The sequence below is a fragment of the Planktotalea sp. genome, from assembly GCF_018607995.1.
In the GTDB taxonomy this organism is placed as follows: Bacteria; Pseudomonadota; Alphaproteobacteria; order Rhodobacterales; family Rhodobacteraceae; genus Planktotalea.
Genome location: NZ_JABBAL010000039.1, coordinates 37,334 through 51,200 on the forward strand (window position 1 = coordinate 37,334; position 13,867 = coordinate 51,200).

9 protein-coding genes are annotated in these 13,867 nt (G+C 54.2%); 3 read left to right on the forward strand and 6 right to left on the reverse strand.

From position 1 onward, the window contains the following. Positions 1-14: 14 nt before the first annotated feature. Together QZ280_RS15835 and QZ280_RS15840 are read left to right on the forward strand one after the other, a co-directional pair. Positions 15-1,244: an efflux RND transporter periplasmic adaptor subunit gene (locus QZ280_RS15835; protein ID WP_293446085.1), complete on the forward strand. Its 1,230-nt coding sequence runs from the start codon at positions 15-17 to the stop codon at positions 1,242-1,244. Next, entirely contained in the window at positions 1,241-4,840 is a 3,600-nt protein-coding gene (locus tag QZ280_RS15840; RefSeq protein WP_293446088.1) for an efflux RND transporter permease subunit, read from the forward strand. Before QZ280_RS15835 ends, QZ280_RS15840 begins: the two co-directional genes overlap by 4 nt. Before the next feature lie 470 nt (positions 4,841-5,310). Here QZ280_RS15840 and QZ280_RS15845 read toward each other — a convergent pair whose 3' ends face one another. Both QZ280_RS15845 and QZ280_RS15850 read right to left on the reverse strand, forming a co-directional pair. After that, positions 5,311-7,122 carry an ABC transporter ATP-binding protein/permease gene (locus QZ280_RS15845; RefSeq protein ID WP_293446090.1) on the reverse strand — a complete coding sequence of 604 codons (1,812 nt, stop codon included), beginning with the start codon at positions 7,120-7,122 and terminating at the stop codon, positions 5,311-5,313. Positions 7,123-7,185: 63 nt separating this feature from the next. Next, entirely contained in the window at positions 7,186-8,502 is a 1,317-nt protein-coding gene (locus QZ280_RS15850) for a LysM peptidoglycan-binding domain-containing protein (protein WP_293446093.1), read from the reverse strand. A 99-nt stretch (positions 8,503-8,601) separates the two neighbouring features. Here QZ280_RS15850 and QZ280_RS15855 point away from each other — a divergent pair, with 99 nt between their 5' ends. Continuing rightward, the gene (locus tag QZ280_RS15855) at positions 8,602-9,141 is read left to right on the forward strand and encodes a TIGR00730 family Rossman fold protein (protein ID WP_293446096.1); all 540 of its coding nucleotides are present in this window, start codon (positions 8,602-8,604) and stop codon (positions 9,139-9,141) included. A 111-nt stretch (positions 9,142-9,252) separates the two neighbouring features. Here the strand turns inward: QZ280_RS15855 and QZ280_RS15860 are convergent, their stop codons facing one another. The 4 genes from QZ280_RS15860 to QZ280_RS15875 all read right to left on the reverse strand — a co-directional run bounded on the left by QZ280_RS15860 (position 9,253) and on the right by QZ280_RS15875 (position 13,865). After that, positions 9,253-9,852 (reverse strand): superoxide dismutase, encoded by a 600-nt coding sequence (locus QZ280_RS15860; protein WP_293446098.1) that lies wholly within the window; start codon positions 9,850-9,852, stop codon positions 9,253-9,255. A 110-nt stretch (positions 9,853-9,962) separates the two neighbouring features. Further along, positions 9,963-10,529, reverse strand: coding sequence for a sarcosine oxidase subunit gamma family protein (locus tag QZ280_RS15865; protein ID WP_293446100.1), 567 nt, complete (start codon positions 10,527-10,529; stop codon positions 9,963-9,965). Next, on the reverse strand, positions 10,522-13,539 hold the full coding sequence (locus QZ280_RS15870) for a sarcosine oxidase subunit alpha family protein (RefSeq protein WP_293446102.1): 3,018 nt from the start codon (positions 13,537-13,539) through the stop codon (positions 10,522-10,524). The genes QZ280_RS15865 and QZ280_RS15870 overlap by 8 nt, the downstream gene beginning before the upstream one ends. After that, entirely contained in the window at positions 13,536-13,865 is a 330-nt protein-coding gene (locus QZ280_RS15875; protein ID WP_293446104.1) for a sarcosine oxidase subunit delta, read from the reverse strand. The genes QZ280_RS15870 and QZ280_RS15875 overlap by 4 nt, the downstream gene beginning before the upstream one ends. Positions 13,866-13,867 lie beyond the last annotated feature (2 nt).

Below are 13,867 nucleotides of genomic sequence, written 5' to 3' on the forward strand. Positions count from 1 at the left end.
AGGACGAAACGCAGATGAAACTCATTCCTTTGATCACCGCGATACTGGTGACTGGCCTTCTGTACTTTCTAGTCTTTGAACGTGATGAGCTTATTGCTTTCGCACAAATCGGCGAAACGGAGGCTGCAGATGACGTGCCTGAGACCTCTGAGGAAGTTGCCGAAACCGCGAAGATCATCCGCGTTTTTGCCCGTAAGTCAGAAGCTCGTCAGATAGATAGCGCCGTTATCATGCGGGGCGAAACTGAGTCTGCGCGCTCCGTTGAAGTACGGGCTCAAACCTCTGGTCAGGTCGTTTCTGATCCCCTGCGCAAAGGCAGCTTTGTGGCCGCGGATCAAATGCTGTGTCAAATCGATGTGGGGACACGCGAAGCATCGCTCGCAGAGGCCAACGCACGTTTGGCCGAAGCCAGTGCACGGGTCCCCGAAGCAAAAGCCCGCCTGGATGAAGCCATGGCCCGACTTGACGAAGCGAAGATCAACGACAATGCCGCCTCCAAGCTGAGCGAAGGAGGCTTTGCCTCTGAGACGCGCGTCGCCTCTGCGCAGGCTGCTGTGCGCGCCGCAGAAGCTGCCGTTGCCGCTGCCAAAAGTGGCCTGCAAAGCACAGGTGCCGGCATCCAAAGCGCAGAAGCGGCCATCGCAAGCGTGCAAAAAGACATTGATCGCCTTGAGATCACCGCCCCTTTTGAAGGCCTATTAGAAACAGATTCGGCAGAGCTTGGCAGCTTGATGCAGCCCGGAGCGCTCTGCGCGACGATCCTTCAGCTTGATCCAATGAAGTTGGTTGGTTTTGTGCCCGAAACAGACGTAGATCGCGTCGAAATCGGCGCTTTAGCGGGCGCGCGTTTGTCTGGTGGACAAGACGTTCGGGGCCGCGTCACATTCCTGTCGCGCTCAGCAGATCAAACGACCCGCACTTTCCGAGTAGAAATCCAAGTACCAAACGTTGATCTGAAAATCCGTGATGGCCAAACCGCAGAGATCATTGTCTCCGCAGATGGGGCGAAGGCGCATTTGCTTCCGCAATCAGCATTAACTTTAAACGATGATGGCGACTTGGGCGTGCGCATAGTGGACGATAACAGCCTCGCACAGTTTCGCGCACTGACACTCTTGCGCGACACATCTGAGGGGGTCTGGGTCGCAGGCTTGCCCGAAGTCGCTGACGTGATCACCATCGGCCAAGAATATGTCGTAGACGGTGTCGCCGTAGAAGCGACGTTTGAGGAGCCAAAACGATGACAGGTATCGTCGATTGGGCTGCAGAACGCGCCCGCATGGTTTTGGCCTTCATCGCCCTCACGCTTTTGGCGGGTGGCTTCGCCTATTGGGGCCTTCCTAAAGAGGGCGAGCCAGATATTGAAATCCCTGCTCTCTTCGTCTCTGTCCCCTTCCCCGGAATTTCAGCGGCAGACAGCGAAACATTGCTGGTCAAGCCAATGGAAACCGAGCTTGCCGATCTTGACGGTCTAAAGTCGATTTCAGGCACTGCGGCTGAGAGCTACGCGGGTATCGCACTAGAGTTTGAGTTCGGCTGGGACAAGACCAAAGTCATGGCCGACGTGCGCGACGCGATGAACGCGGCGCAAGGCAAATTCCCTTCAGGCGCTGAAACTTATTCGATCAACGAGATCAACTTTTCCGAATTCCCGATCATCATCGTCAATCTTACAGGCAACGTTCCTGAGCGCACGATGGCAAAAACCGCAAAAGCCTTGCAAGAGGAGATCGAAGCGCTTGACGCAGTCCTAGAGGCAGGCATCGCAGGTAATCGCGAAGAAATGGTCGAAGTGTTGATCGATCCGTTGCGATTAGAGGCCTACAACGTCACCGCAGGCGAGTTGATTTCGGTTGTTCAAAATAACAACCAGTTGATCGCCGCCGGTGAGATCGAAAGCGCGCAGGGCACGTTTGCCGTCAAGATCCCCTCCTCTTTTGATAAGGTTCAAGACATCTACGCCCTTCCAGTGAAAACCAACGGCGACCGCGTGGTCACATTGGGTGATCTGGCGGAAATTTCTTTGACCTTTGAAGATCGCAAAGGCACCGCGCGCTTTAACGGCGAAACATCCGTGGCACTGCAAGTGGTTAAGCGCAAAGGCTTCAACCTGATCGACACCGCAGAATTGGTCAAAACCGTTGTTGATGAGGCCAAAGCAGAATGGCCGGAACCATTGCAAGCCTCTGTCGATGTGGGCACGTCAAACGATCAGTCGCGCACGGTTGGGTCGATGGTCAGTCAGCTTGAAGGCTCCGTTCTGACAGCGATTGCTTTAGTAATGATTGTGGTTCTCGCAGCCCTTGGCACGCGGCCTGCATTGCTTGTGGGCTTTGCGATTCCGACGTCGTTCTTGTTGTGCTTCGTGTTCCTCGCAGTGATGGAAGTCACGATTTCAAACATCGTGATGTTTGGCCTAATCCTTGCGGTAGGCATGTTGGTCGACGGTGCCATCGTGGTCGTAGAATACGCAGACAAACGCATCTCGCAAGGCTCTGGCCCAATGGATGCCTATGTCGAAGCCGCCAAGCGTATGTTCTGGCCCATCGTGTCCTCGACGGCGACGACACTCTGCGCCTTCCTGCCGATGCTGTTCTGGCCCGGCGTGCCCGGCCAGTTCATGGGCATGTTACCCGTCACATTGATCTTCGTTCTTTCTGCTTCGCTGGTCGTTGCGCTAGTGTATTTGCCCGTCATGGGCGGTGTAACTGGCCGCCTGAGCCGTGCATTCGGTAAAACATCCGACGCCTTGCGTGCAAAGCTGCCATGGCTCGTTCGCGCGCTTTTGGTGCCGCCCGCAATATATCTGGTGTTCCTTGGCGCGATGCAGGTGCTGAACCCGGGCTACCTGTTCGGCGGACAAGCTATCGCCGAAGGCTTTGTCGGCGCATTGCCAGGTGTAGCTTTGTTCCTTTTTGGTGCCTTTGCAGCTTCTGTGACCCTTGGTGCAACGAAATTCGAACGCCGCGCGACAAAGATCAGGGCAGGCAATAAGCGCACCTTATTTGGCTACGTTATCAAAGCCATCGCAGGCAATCCGATCATGCCGCTAGTCTCAATTGTTGCGGTTGGATTCTTCGTTATGAGCACGTTCACCTATTTTGGCGAGAACAACAACGGCGTCGAATTCTTCGTTGAAAGCGAGCCAGAGCAAGCCATTGTCTATGTGCTTGCCCGCGGCAACCTATCCTTAGACGAAAAGGACGCCTTAGTCGCCAAAGCCGAAGCCATCGTTCTGCGCCACCCAGGCGTGCAAAGCGCATTTGCGTTCGCGGGTGAAGGTGGCTTGAACACAGATGCCTCTGGTGCTGCAACGCCAAAGGAAACCATCGGTCAGGTGCAGCTTGAGACAATTCCATGGGAAGATCGTCGAGATCGCCCCGAACTTGATGGCGACACGGTGATCGCGGAACTGACGGAGCAATTGCAACTGATCCCTGGAATCGAGATTGAAATCCTCGCCCAAGCCCGTGGGCCCGCCTCGGGTAAGCCCGTGCATTTGCGCCTCAAGGGTGACAATTGGGATGATCTGCTAAACGCAACCGCCATTGCGCGCGCGCAGTTTGAAGAGACCACTGGGCTGCAACTGATCGAAGACACGCGACCCCTGCCAGGCATCGACTGGCAAATCGATGTAGACGTGCAAAAGGCGGGCCGTTACGGCGCGGACGTCGCAACGGTTGGTGGCATGGTGCAACTGGTCACACGCGGCATTCTGCTTGATACGATGCGGGTAGATAGCTCTGATGAAGAGATTGAAATCCGCGTACGACTTCCCAAAGAGGACCGCGTTCTAAGCACGCTCGATACCCTCAAAGTGCGCACACGTGACGGCTTAATCCCGCTCAGCAACTTCACCACGCGCAAGCCAGTGAAAAAACTCGCCGAGATCAACCGCATTGATCAAAAGCGCTACTTTGATGTGAAAGCCGCGGTAACCAGCGATCTGACCAAAGACGTGACAGACGAGAACGGCGATACCAAAGCCGTGCCAATCACCCCGAATGAACGGATTGCTACGCTGACAGAATGGTTAGAGACCAATCCATTGCCCGCTGGCATCCAATTCGAATGGACTGGCGATCAGGAAGAAGAAGCCGAAAGCCAGCAATTCCTATCCACCGCATTTGCAGGCGCGTTGGGTCTAATGTTCATCATCCTTTTGGCGCAATTTAATAGTTTTTATAACTCTGTGCTGGTTTTGCTTGCGGTCATCCTTTCCACCACAGGCGTGCTGATCGGCATGTTGGTGATGGATCAGGCATTCTCTATAATTATGACGGGTACCGGCATCGTGGCACTCGCAGGGATCGTGGTGAACAACAACATTGTTCTGATCGATACCTACCAAGATTATTCACGCTACATGCCAAGAATCGAAGCGATTGTGCGTACAGCTGAGGATCGCATTCGCCCTGTTTTGCTGACCACGATCACCACGATGGCAGGCCTCGCACCAATGATGTTTGGCCTTAGTCTTGACTTCATCGGGGGCGGTTATTCCATAGACAGCCCAACCGCTCTTTGGTGGAAACAACTGGCGACAGCCGTGGTGTTCGGCCTTGGAATTGCGACGGTTCTGACATTGGTATTTACACCGTCCATGCTGGCGCTGCGGGTTTGGGCAAGCACCTATGTGCTTTGGATAGCGCGTTTGCTGGCAAAGCTGTCAATGGGTCGCTCTAGCAATGCCGCGCGAGATTGGGCGCTTCAGCGTCAGGCACGGAGTGTGAAATCACCGATGATTCTTTGGGACGACGATGAGGACCCAATAGAAAGCTACGCTCCTGAAGCAGAACCTGCACCGATGATGAAGGCCTCGCTCAAAGCTGCGGAATAAAGCGAGGGTGCGCGGCGACGCGCACCCTCCTTCAAAAAACCAAAAACGCGGTATTTCTGATTTGTACTCTAAGTAATCCGCACTAAATCCCCGCTTAAATCAAGGCTCTTCGAGTAAAGGTGCAATCGCGTAAAGCAGCGCCCAAATGAGTGATGGCAAAAGCACTACTGCGTTAGGGAATATTATGCCCCAGCCGAGCTTTCCCGTGAACGCCGAAGCACCACCAAAGCCCATTAGCACAAGTGCAAATCCCAGGGGAGGCATGGCAAAGCCATTGTCGCGCGCCGAAATGGCGCTTCGCGCGAACAGCGGGTAAAGACCCAAGCGAAACAAAGCCCAAAAGCTCTGGTGCCACCAGCTTGATGGTTTTTTCGGCGACTATTGGCGGCCCCACCCAAGCTTTGGCCCCATAACAGCAAGCACTGAAATCGCGACGAAGCCAATACTAGAGAGGCCAGCCTGCGTCCAATTCAAGCCGCGTCTTCCGCTTGTTGCAGATGCCAAAGGGCGGCGTATTTGCCCGAAAGTGTGAGCAATTCCGCATGGCTGCCCTGCTCTGCGATCTGTCCATCTGCAAGCACAACTATGCGGTCCGCATCCGCAATCGTCGACAAACGGTGCGCAATTGTAATTACTGTGCGCCCTTCTGCGGCGCGCGCCAAGGCGTCCTGAATGTCATGTTCCGTGCCGCTATCAAGCGCCGAAGTCGCTTCGTCCAAAAGTAGAATCGGCGGGTTTTTCAGCAAAGTCCGCGCAATACCGACGCGCTGCTTTTCGCCACCAGAAAGCTTCAACCCACGCTCGCCGACGGTCGTTTCATACCCATCCGGCAGAGCAATAATGAAATCGTGGATCTGCGCAGCGCGTGCGGCGTCTTCAATTTCGGAATGGCTCGCCCCATCTTTGCCGTAAGCGATATTGTAGCGGATGGTGTCATTAAACAGAACAGTATCCTGCGGCACCACGCCAATCGCATCATGCAGGCTGGTCTGCGTCACGTCACGCACGTCCTGCCCGTCAATTGTTAAAGCCCCGCCAGTCACATCATAAAACCGGAACAAGAGCCGCCCGATGGTCGATTTACCAGAACCCGACGGGCCTACAATCGCCACGTTTTGTCCCGCGGGAACATCCAGATCGACACCTTTCAAGATCGGACGTTCCGCCTCATAGCCAAAATGCACGTCGCGTAGGGAGACATGGCCGCCCACAATTTTAAGATCCTGCGCATTGTCCTTATTGGCAACCTCTGGGGGTTGCTCCAAGAGATCAAACATCTCGCCCATATCGACCAAGGCCTGTCGGATTTCGCGATAGACCGTACCCAAGAAATTCAAAGGCATCGTTATCTGAATCATATAGGCGTTTACCAAAACAAAATCGCCTACAGTCATCGTCCCCGCTTGCACGCCCATCGCGGCGAGCACCATGACCACAACCAAACCTGTGGTGATCAAAAGGGACTGGCCAAAGTTCAAGAACGCCAGCGAATATGAGGTTTTGAGTGCCGCCACTTGATACAATTCCATCGCGCTATCGTAGCGCCGCGCTTCACGTGCTTCGGCTCCAAAATACTTCACGGTTTCAAAGTTCAACAGGCTATCAATCGCCTTTTGATTTGCGTCCGTGTCTTGGTCATTCATCTGCTTGCGCAGCTTCACGCGCCACTCCGTGACAGCGAAGGTAAACCAAACATAAAAAGCAATCGTGACGAACACGGCGGCAAGATACCAAACATCAAACAAGAAAAATAGGATGCCCGCGATCATGAACAGCTCAAGCACCAAAGGCCCGATGGAGAACAACAAAAAGCGCAATAAGAAGTCGACGCCTTTCACACCCCGTTCGATAATCCGACTTAACCCACCGGTTTTGCGGCTAATGTGATAACGCATGGACAGACGATGAATATGCTCAAACGTTTGCAAAGCCAGGGCACGTAAAGCGCCCTGCCCGACCTTGGCAAAAACCACATCGCGCAATTGCTGAAAGCCATTGGTCATCAAACGCGCCATGCCGTAGGCGATCGTTAGACCAATCGCGCCAAGCGCCAAATCCGGAACAGCTGCATCTGAAAGGGCATCGACCGCGCGTTTATATATCAAAGGCGTTCCAACAGCGACAATCTTCGCGACGAACAACATCACCAGTGCCAAAACAACGCGCTGCCTAACCCAGAGTTTATCGCTTGGCCAAAGATAAGGTGCGACACGCCGAACAACACGCCATCCAGAGGCGCGTTGTTTGGAAAGAGCTGCATCAGTGGGGGTCAGTCGACTCATATCATAACGTCCTCGGGCTTGGACGACACAGATAATCACGCGTGCCTAGAAAGACCAGTGACCTCAGTCAGGAACTGTAAAAACTTGCCCCGGATAAATCAGATCAGGGTTTTTTATCGAGTCCGCATTCGCTTCAAAAACGCGCGCATATAGTATGCCGCTGCCATAATGTTCCTGCGCAATCGCCCAAAGCGTGGCCCCAGGCTGCACGGTGATCGCTTGCACGAGCTTTTCGGTCTCTGTCGCAGCGGCCAAAACCTTGGGCTCTTCGCGTTTGAACGGTGTCTCAACGCGCGCCACGACCTGACCCTGCTTATTCAGCTCATCCACACGCAACGTATAAATGCCAGTGTCGACTGCAGGCAATCCCGCCTGCCAATCGCCATTCGCTTCAATCTGGGATGTCGTAACCGCTCTGTTGTTCAAATAGACACGCACAAACTCACCACTAGCGGTACCCGTCAAGGCAACATCGCCCGCGGCATCATAAGAAATGGACCCCAAAAGCGCTGTCATTGCATCAGGCTTAGAAGCTTGTAAGACGCGCACGCCCTCCTCGCTCGCCAAAAGAACGACAGGTGCCTCTGGCACGGCAGGCGTTTCTTCCGCAATGGTTTCCACAACCAACGGCACATCCTGCGACGCGGGCGTTTCAGTCGCAATCTCTTCGACAACCACAGGCGAAACCTGCGGCGCGGGCGTTTCAGCCGCAATCGTTTCGACAACCACTGGCGAAACCTGCGGCGCAGGCGTTTCAGCCGCAATCGCTTCGACAACCACTGGCGAAACCTGCGGCGCAGGCGTTTCAGCCACAATCGCTTCGACAACCACTGGAGAAACCTGCGGCGCAGGCGTTTCAGCCGCAATCGCTTCGACAGCCACTGGCGAAACCTGCAGCTTGGCTTTTTCAACAACGATGGGCGCAACAATCACCTGTTCACTGGCAGCCACCTGCGCCTCACTTTTAAGCGTCAAGACTTGCGCGTCTTTGCTTTCCGGCAAGGTCACAAAGCTCGCAAAATTCCCGCTACTGTCGGCTTTAACTTCCGCGACAACCGTTTCATCAACGCGAATCTCAATCACACTGCCCGCTTCGGCATTGCCCGCAATCATTGCAGCGCCGTCAGTCTCGACACGTACGACATCAAAGCTGGGGGTTTTGGGCGCACTTTCCACAAGTGCCGGCTTTGGCGCGATGGGATCGACGTCGGGCGTGACAGCAACAGTTTCCACGACCGCAACCTTGGGCTCAACAACAGGTTCGGACACGCTCGTAAAAGCACCGCTCACATATCCTGCAACAGCCAAGGCCCCCACCAAAGTCGCGCCAGCGCCCACGGTGACGCCCGTTCCTGATGAAAGGAAAGGAAGATAATTCATCGTAACCCATCTCCAAAATGCACGCTTTTGCCGCGTGCTTTAGACATATATAGCAAATATGGATTCATCGGTCAAAACACTGAATATGAGGGGAATTAAATGCAACAACGCTCTATTTGTGTCTTTTGCGGCGCATCAGACGGAATTGATGGCGCATACGGCGCGGCAGCGGACACGCTTGGGCGCTTGATCGCGTCGCATAAGATGCGCTTGGTTTACGGTGCAGGCGATGTTGGACTGATGGGGCGCGTGGCGCGCGCTGCACAAATAGACGGGGCCGCAACCTTTGGTGTGATCCCTCAACATCTGGTGAACTGGGAAGTCGGAAAAACTGATCTCACGTCCTATATTGTCACGGAAAACATGCATGAGCGAAAGAAAGTCATGTTCATGAACTCCGACGCAATCGCACTGCTGCCAGGTGGCGCAGGCTCGCTTGACGAGTTCTTCGAAGTGCTCACATGGGCACAATTGGGACTGCACGACAAGTCCATTGTTCTCATCAATATCAACAGCTATTGGGATCCTTTGCTCGCCCTACTCGATCACGTTATTGCGCAAGGGTTCGCGAAAGAAAACATCAAAGATTTTTTCCAAATCGCGGCGACGCCAGAAGAGGCGATGAGCAAACTCGCTTAAAGCCGATCTTCATCTTGCCAAGTAAACTCACCGCGGAGCGTCCCGCCCCAAAAAAAACGCCGCCCCTCTCAATGGGACGGCGACCTTTCAAACATCAAATAGAAACCTGTCTCACATACGTGAGGCAACATTTTCCCAGTTGACCAAATTATCCATGAAGTTGGACAAGTACGCAGGGCGTTTGTTGCGGAAATCGATGTAGTAGGAATGCTCCCAGACATCACAGCCAAGCAAGGCAGTTTGACCAAAGCAAAGCGGGTTTACACCGTTTTCAGTCTTCGTCACCTTCAAACCACCATCAGCGTCTTTCACCAGCCAAGCCCAGCCGGATCCGAACTGACCCGCGCCTGCCGCTGCGAACTCTTCCTTAAATTTATCAACAGAGCCAAAGCTGTCTTTGATCGCCGCTTCCAACTCGGAAGGCATGGACGATTGGCCCGGCCCCATCATTTCCCAGAACTGGTTGTGGTTCCAAAGCTGGCTAATGTTGTTGAAGATACCGTTCTGCGCAACGGAAGACGCATTGTAGGTTCCAGTGATGATCTCTTCGAGGGACTTGCCCTCCCAGTCGGTGCCAGCAATCAGCTTGTTGCCGTTATCGACATAAGCTTTGTGGTGCAGGTCGTGATGATACTCAAGCGTCTCTTGAGACATGCCAAGGTCAGCCAAAGCGTCGTTGGCGTAGGGAAGTTTGGGGAGTTCGAATGCCATTTTATCAGATCCTTTGAGTTGAGAAGACTTTTTTCAGGTAGAAAGCGCCCAGCCCCTAAGGTCAAGGGCTGGGCGCTTAAATTCAGATATAAATCAATAGAGGAGCGCGACTAGAGCGCGTCGACCTCAGAGCCTGCTTGCGCGGCAATGCTCAGCAAATCAAACATATATTCGGCAACGGAGCGAAAACACACGACTGTAAATGCGTCCTCTTCATTCATCCAGAACGCAGCAGGGACTTGCGCGAGACGCGAGCGTCGAAACATCCCCATCTTGAATGCATCAGGGGAAAAATCCACGGGTGCAAGCTTGGCCATAACCTCGCGTGCATGCGGGCCAAACACTTCGAACACCGCGCGCGCATCAGACACATTCGCAGCCAGAAAATGCGTGCCCTTCAGCGACGCATTTAGCGTTTCGATCGTGCTTAACACATCCGCATGGGGCACCATCAACAGCAGCTCGTCCGGGCTCATCCAAGCCGCACCATCATCGTCCTTCAACGCAACCGTACGCGGCTCAGGGATGCGACCCGCAATCCCTTTCACCGCTTTTATCAGTTTTTTATCCGTTAGATCGCCACGCAAAGTGATCATGCCACGCAAACCCAGCTCACGAACCTCCGCGATACCAGCGTTGAAAGATGCACCCTGTAAAGCGCTAACTGCCTCAAACATTTTGCTTCTCCCCATCTTTGTCATAGATAACCGGATTAACAATTTTCGCCTTGATGATCGTGCCATCAGTTTTCGGAAAATCAATCACCTCACCCATGCGATCTGGGCCGTTTTTCACCAGCCCCATTGCAATACCACGCTCAAGATTAGCGGAGTAATAGGTCGACGTTACACGCCCAAACATATTGCGCTGGCCGTTTGCATTTACACCCTCGTCCACCGCATAAGCGCCATCCGGTAAGACCGACTTATCCACAGTCTCAAGCCCCACCAGCTTCCAACGCTCAGGGTCTGCCATATGGCTGCGTTGATGTGCGCGTTTGCCAAGGTAGTCTTCTTTCTTTTTACTCAAAGCCCACTGCAAGTTCAGATCCTGCGGGATCACTGTACCGTCGGTCTCATCACCGATCATGATGAAGCCCTTTTCAGCGCGCAAGATGTGCAGCGTTTCGGTGCCATAAGGCATCGCACCGAACTCCTCGCCCGCGGTGTGCAAGGCCTCCCAGAAAGCCAAGCCTTGCGCTGCAGACACCGCTATTTCATAGCTCAATTCGCCAGAGAAGGAGATCCGATAGACCCGCGCATCAAAGCCGCCAATCGTGCCATCAGCCCACTCCATAAAGCCCAGTGCGTCTTTGGACACATCCATGCCCCCCAGTTTTTCCAGCACCTTGCGCGCATTCGGTCCAACGACCGCGATCTGAGCATATTGCTCTGTGACATTGGCAACATAAACGTTCCAATCCCACCACTCTGTTTGCAACCATTCTTCCATGTGACCATGGATCGTTTCGGCCCCACCCGTCGTTGTGTGACACAGGAACGTCTCATCATCGACGCGCGCAACGACGCCATCGTCTATCAGAAAACCATTCTCCGAACACATCAAACCATAGCGGCATTTTCCGACTTTCAACGTGCTCATCATATTGGTGTAAAGCATGTCGAGAAACTTGCCCGCGTCCGGCCCTTTAACGACCAGCTTGCCAAGCGTCGATGCATCCAGGAGCCCTAGATTTTCGCGCGTGTTCTTCACTTCGCGGTTCACCGCGTCATGCACACTTTCACCGGGCTGGAGATAAGCAAACGGACGACGCCACGCACCAACTGGTTCCCAATCCGCACCGTTGTTGTCGCTCCACTCATATAGTGGGGTTTTGCGAAGCGGCTGGAACACTTTTCCTTTCGCTTCACCACCGATCGCCCCCATAGAAATTGGTGTATAAGGCGGGCGGAACGTGGTTGTACCTGTTTGTGGAATAGGTTGACCCAATGCATCAGAAAGGATCGCCAACCCATTAATGTTACTTAATTTACCTTGGTCCGTCGCCATGCCCAATGTCGTGTAACGCTTCGCATGTTCGACGCTTTCGAAGCCTTCTTGCGCGGCCAATTGAACGTCGGACACTTTCACGTCGTTCTGGTAATCAAGCCATGCTTTAGAGAGCAGTTTAATGCCCGCACCTTGCGGCATCAGCCACACGGGTTCGACCGGATGTTCAGACGTTGGCGCACCTTCAGGGATGGCCGCTTTGGCAGGCTTACCGCCCGTGGCCTTACCTGCGTCAAGACCAGCACCATGCGCGTCACCAATCAATTCAGCAAGCTGCAAATGTCCGTTCGCAGAACCAGCAACAGAGACAAAGCCTTCGCCCTTGGCCCCCAAAGGTGGACGCTCGCTGTCGGGCCGGAAATGCGATTGCGGATCGTCCCAAATCAGCTTGCCACCGCAATGGGACCACAGATGCACAACAGGTGACCAACCGCCCGACATCGCGACCACGTCACACTCGATCTCTTCCAGTACACCGCCTTCACCAGCCTGCGCACAAAGCACGATGCCCGTGACGCGTTTGCCACCTTTGACCTTTGAAATCGCCTTGCCGTTTTCAACCCGAATGCCAAGCGCTTTAGCCTCTTCTGCCAAGGCACCCGCGCCGCCTGCGCGCGCATCAATGATACAAGGCACATCAAGGCCAAGGCCCTTCAAAGTGATCGCCGTACGGTAGGCATCATCATTGTTTGTGACAACAACAGTGCGATCCCCCACTGAAACACCAAAGTTCACTGCATAGTCGCGCACAGCAGAGGCGAGCATCACGCCCGGAATGTCATTGCTCGCGAAACTAATGGGGCGTTCAATCGCGCCCGTCGCGGTCACGATATGCCCTGCACGAATACGCCAGAGACGATGACGCGGGCCAACGATGTCGGGCGCATGATCCGTCAAACGCTCATAACCAAGCGTATAGCCGTGGTCATAAACTCCTGCGCCCATCAAGCGTGTACGCATCGTGACATTCTCCATCGCGGACAGCTCCGCCACGAGGTTATCCACATATTTATCCGCAGGAAGTCCATCGACCTCACCGCCATCCACAGGCGCGCGTCCTCCCCAATGCGCAGTTTGCTCGACCAGCAGAACTTTAACGCCCGTAAGCGCGGCAGCCTTCGCCGCTTGCAGACCTGCGATACCGCCACCAACGACCATGACATCCGCGAAGAAATAGAAATGCTCGTACGTATCCGGATCGCGATCCTCCGCGCGGGGCGCTTTGCCAAGGCCCGCCGATTGGCGAATAAACGGTTCATACACATGCTTCCAAAACGCGCGCGGATACATGAACATTTTGTAGTAAAATCCAGCCGGCAAAAAGCGAGATATATAGGTATTGAGCGCACCCACATCGAATTCGAGCGTCGGCCAATGGTTCTGCGAACCGATCTTAGCACCGTCAAACAGCTCGGTTGTTGTCGCACGCTGGTTCGGCTCAAACGTGTTCGTGTAACCCATATTAAAAAGAGCGTTGGGCTCTTCCCCGCCACTTGCTACAATGCCACGCGGTCGGTGGTATTTGAACGAGCGTCCAACCATCATCTGATCATTGGCCAACAAGGCAGAGGCAAGCGTGTCGCCCTCCACACCTTTCAACTTTTTTCCGTTGAAATCAAAGGAGAGCTGCGCACCACCGTCAGTAAAACGACCAGCGGTCTTTAAACGTGTGCTCATGAGAAATTCCTCCACGACCAACCAGGTCGGCGCGCGCTGATCGCGTCTTTGATCTCTTTCGGTGGTTCGTAGGTCTGCGCGCAGTAGGTGCCAAACACCTCAAGCGTGGTGGTGCAGCGCGCCGCATGAAACCACTTGCCGCAACCATTGTTGTGGCGCCAGCGTTCAAAATGAACCCCGTGGGGGTTTTCGCGCATAAAGAGATATTCCTCGAATTGATCATCCGTGGAGCCGACAGAGTGCCGCTTAAGATGTGCCTCTCCGCCCGCATGGAATTCCGTTTCTTCACCGCTTACGCCGCAGCAAGGGCATTCAAGGATTAGCATTT

Excerpts from the sequence above, each read along its gene's own strand:
- QZ280_RS15835 (WP_293446085.1), top strand. The coding sequence starts at position 15 with ATGAAACTCATTCCTTTGATCACCGCGATACTGGTGACTGGCCTTCTG.
- QZ280_RS15840 (WP_293446088.1), top strand. The coding sequence starts at position 1,241 with ATGACAGGTATCGTCGATTGGGCTGCAGAACGCGCCCGCATGGTTTTG.
- QZ280_RS15845 (WP_293446090.1), bottom strand. The coding sequence starts at position 7,122 with ATGAGTCGACTGACCCCCACTGATGCAGCTCTTTCCAAACAACGCGCC.
- QZ280_RS15850 (WP_293446093.1), bottom strand. The coding sequence starts at position 8,502 with ATGAATTATCTTCCTTTCCTTTCATCAGGAACGGGCGTCACCGTGGGC.
- QZ280_RS15855 (WP_293446096.1), top strand. The coding sequence starts at position 8,602 with ATGCAACAACGCTCTATTTGTGTCTTTTGCGGCGCATCAGACGGAATT.
- QZ280_RS15860 (WP_293446098.1), bottom strand. The coding sequence starts at position 9,852 with ATGGCATTCGAACTCCCCAAACTTCCCTACGCCAACGACGCTTTGGCT.
- QZ280_RS15865 (WP_293446100.1), bottom strand. The coding sequence starts at position 10,529 with ATGTTTGAGGCAGTTAGCGCTTTACAGGGTGCATCTTTCAACGCTGGT.
- QZ280_RS15870 (WP_293446102.1), bottom strand. The coding sequence starts at position 13,539 with ATGAGCACACGTTTAAAGACCGCTGGTCGTTTTACTGACGGTGGTGCG.
- QZ280_RS15875 (WP_293446104.1), bottom strand. The coding sequence starts at position 13,865 with ATGCTAATCCTTGAATGCCCTTGCTGCGGCGTAAGCGGTGAAGAAACG.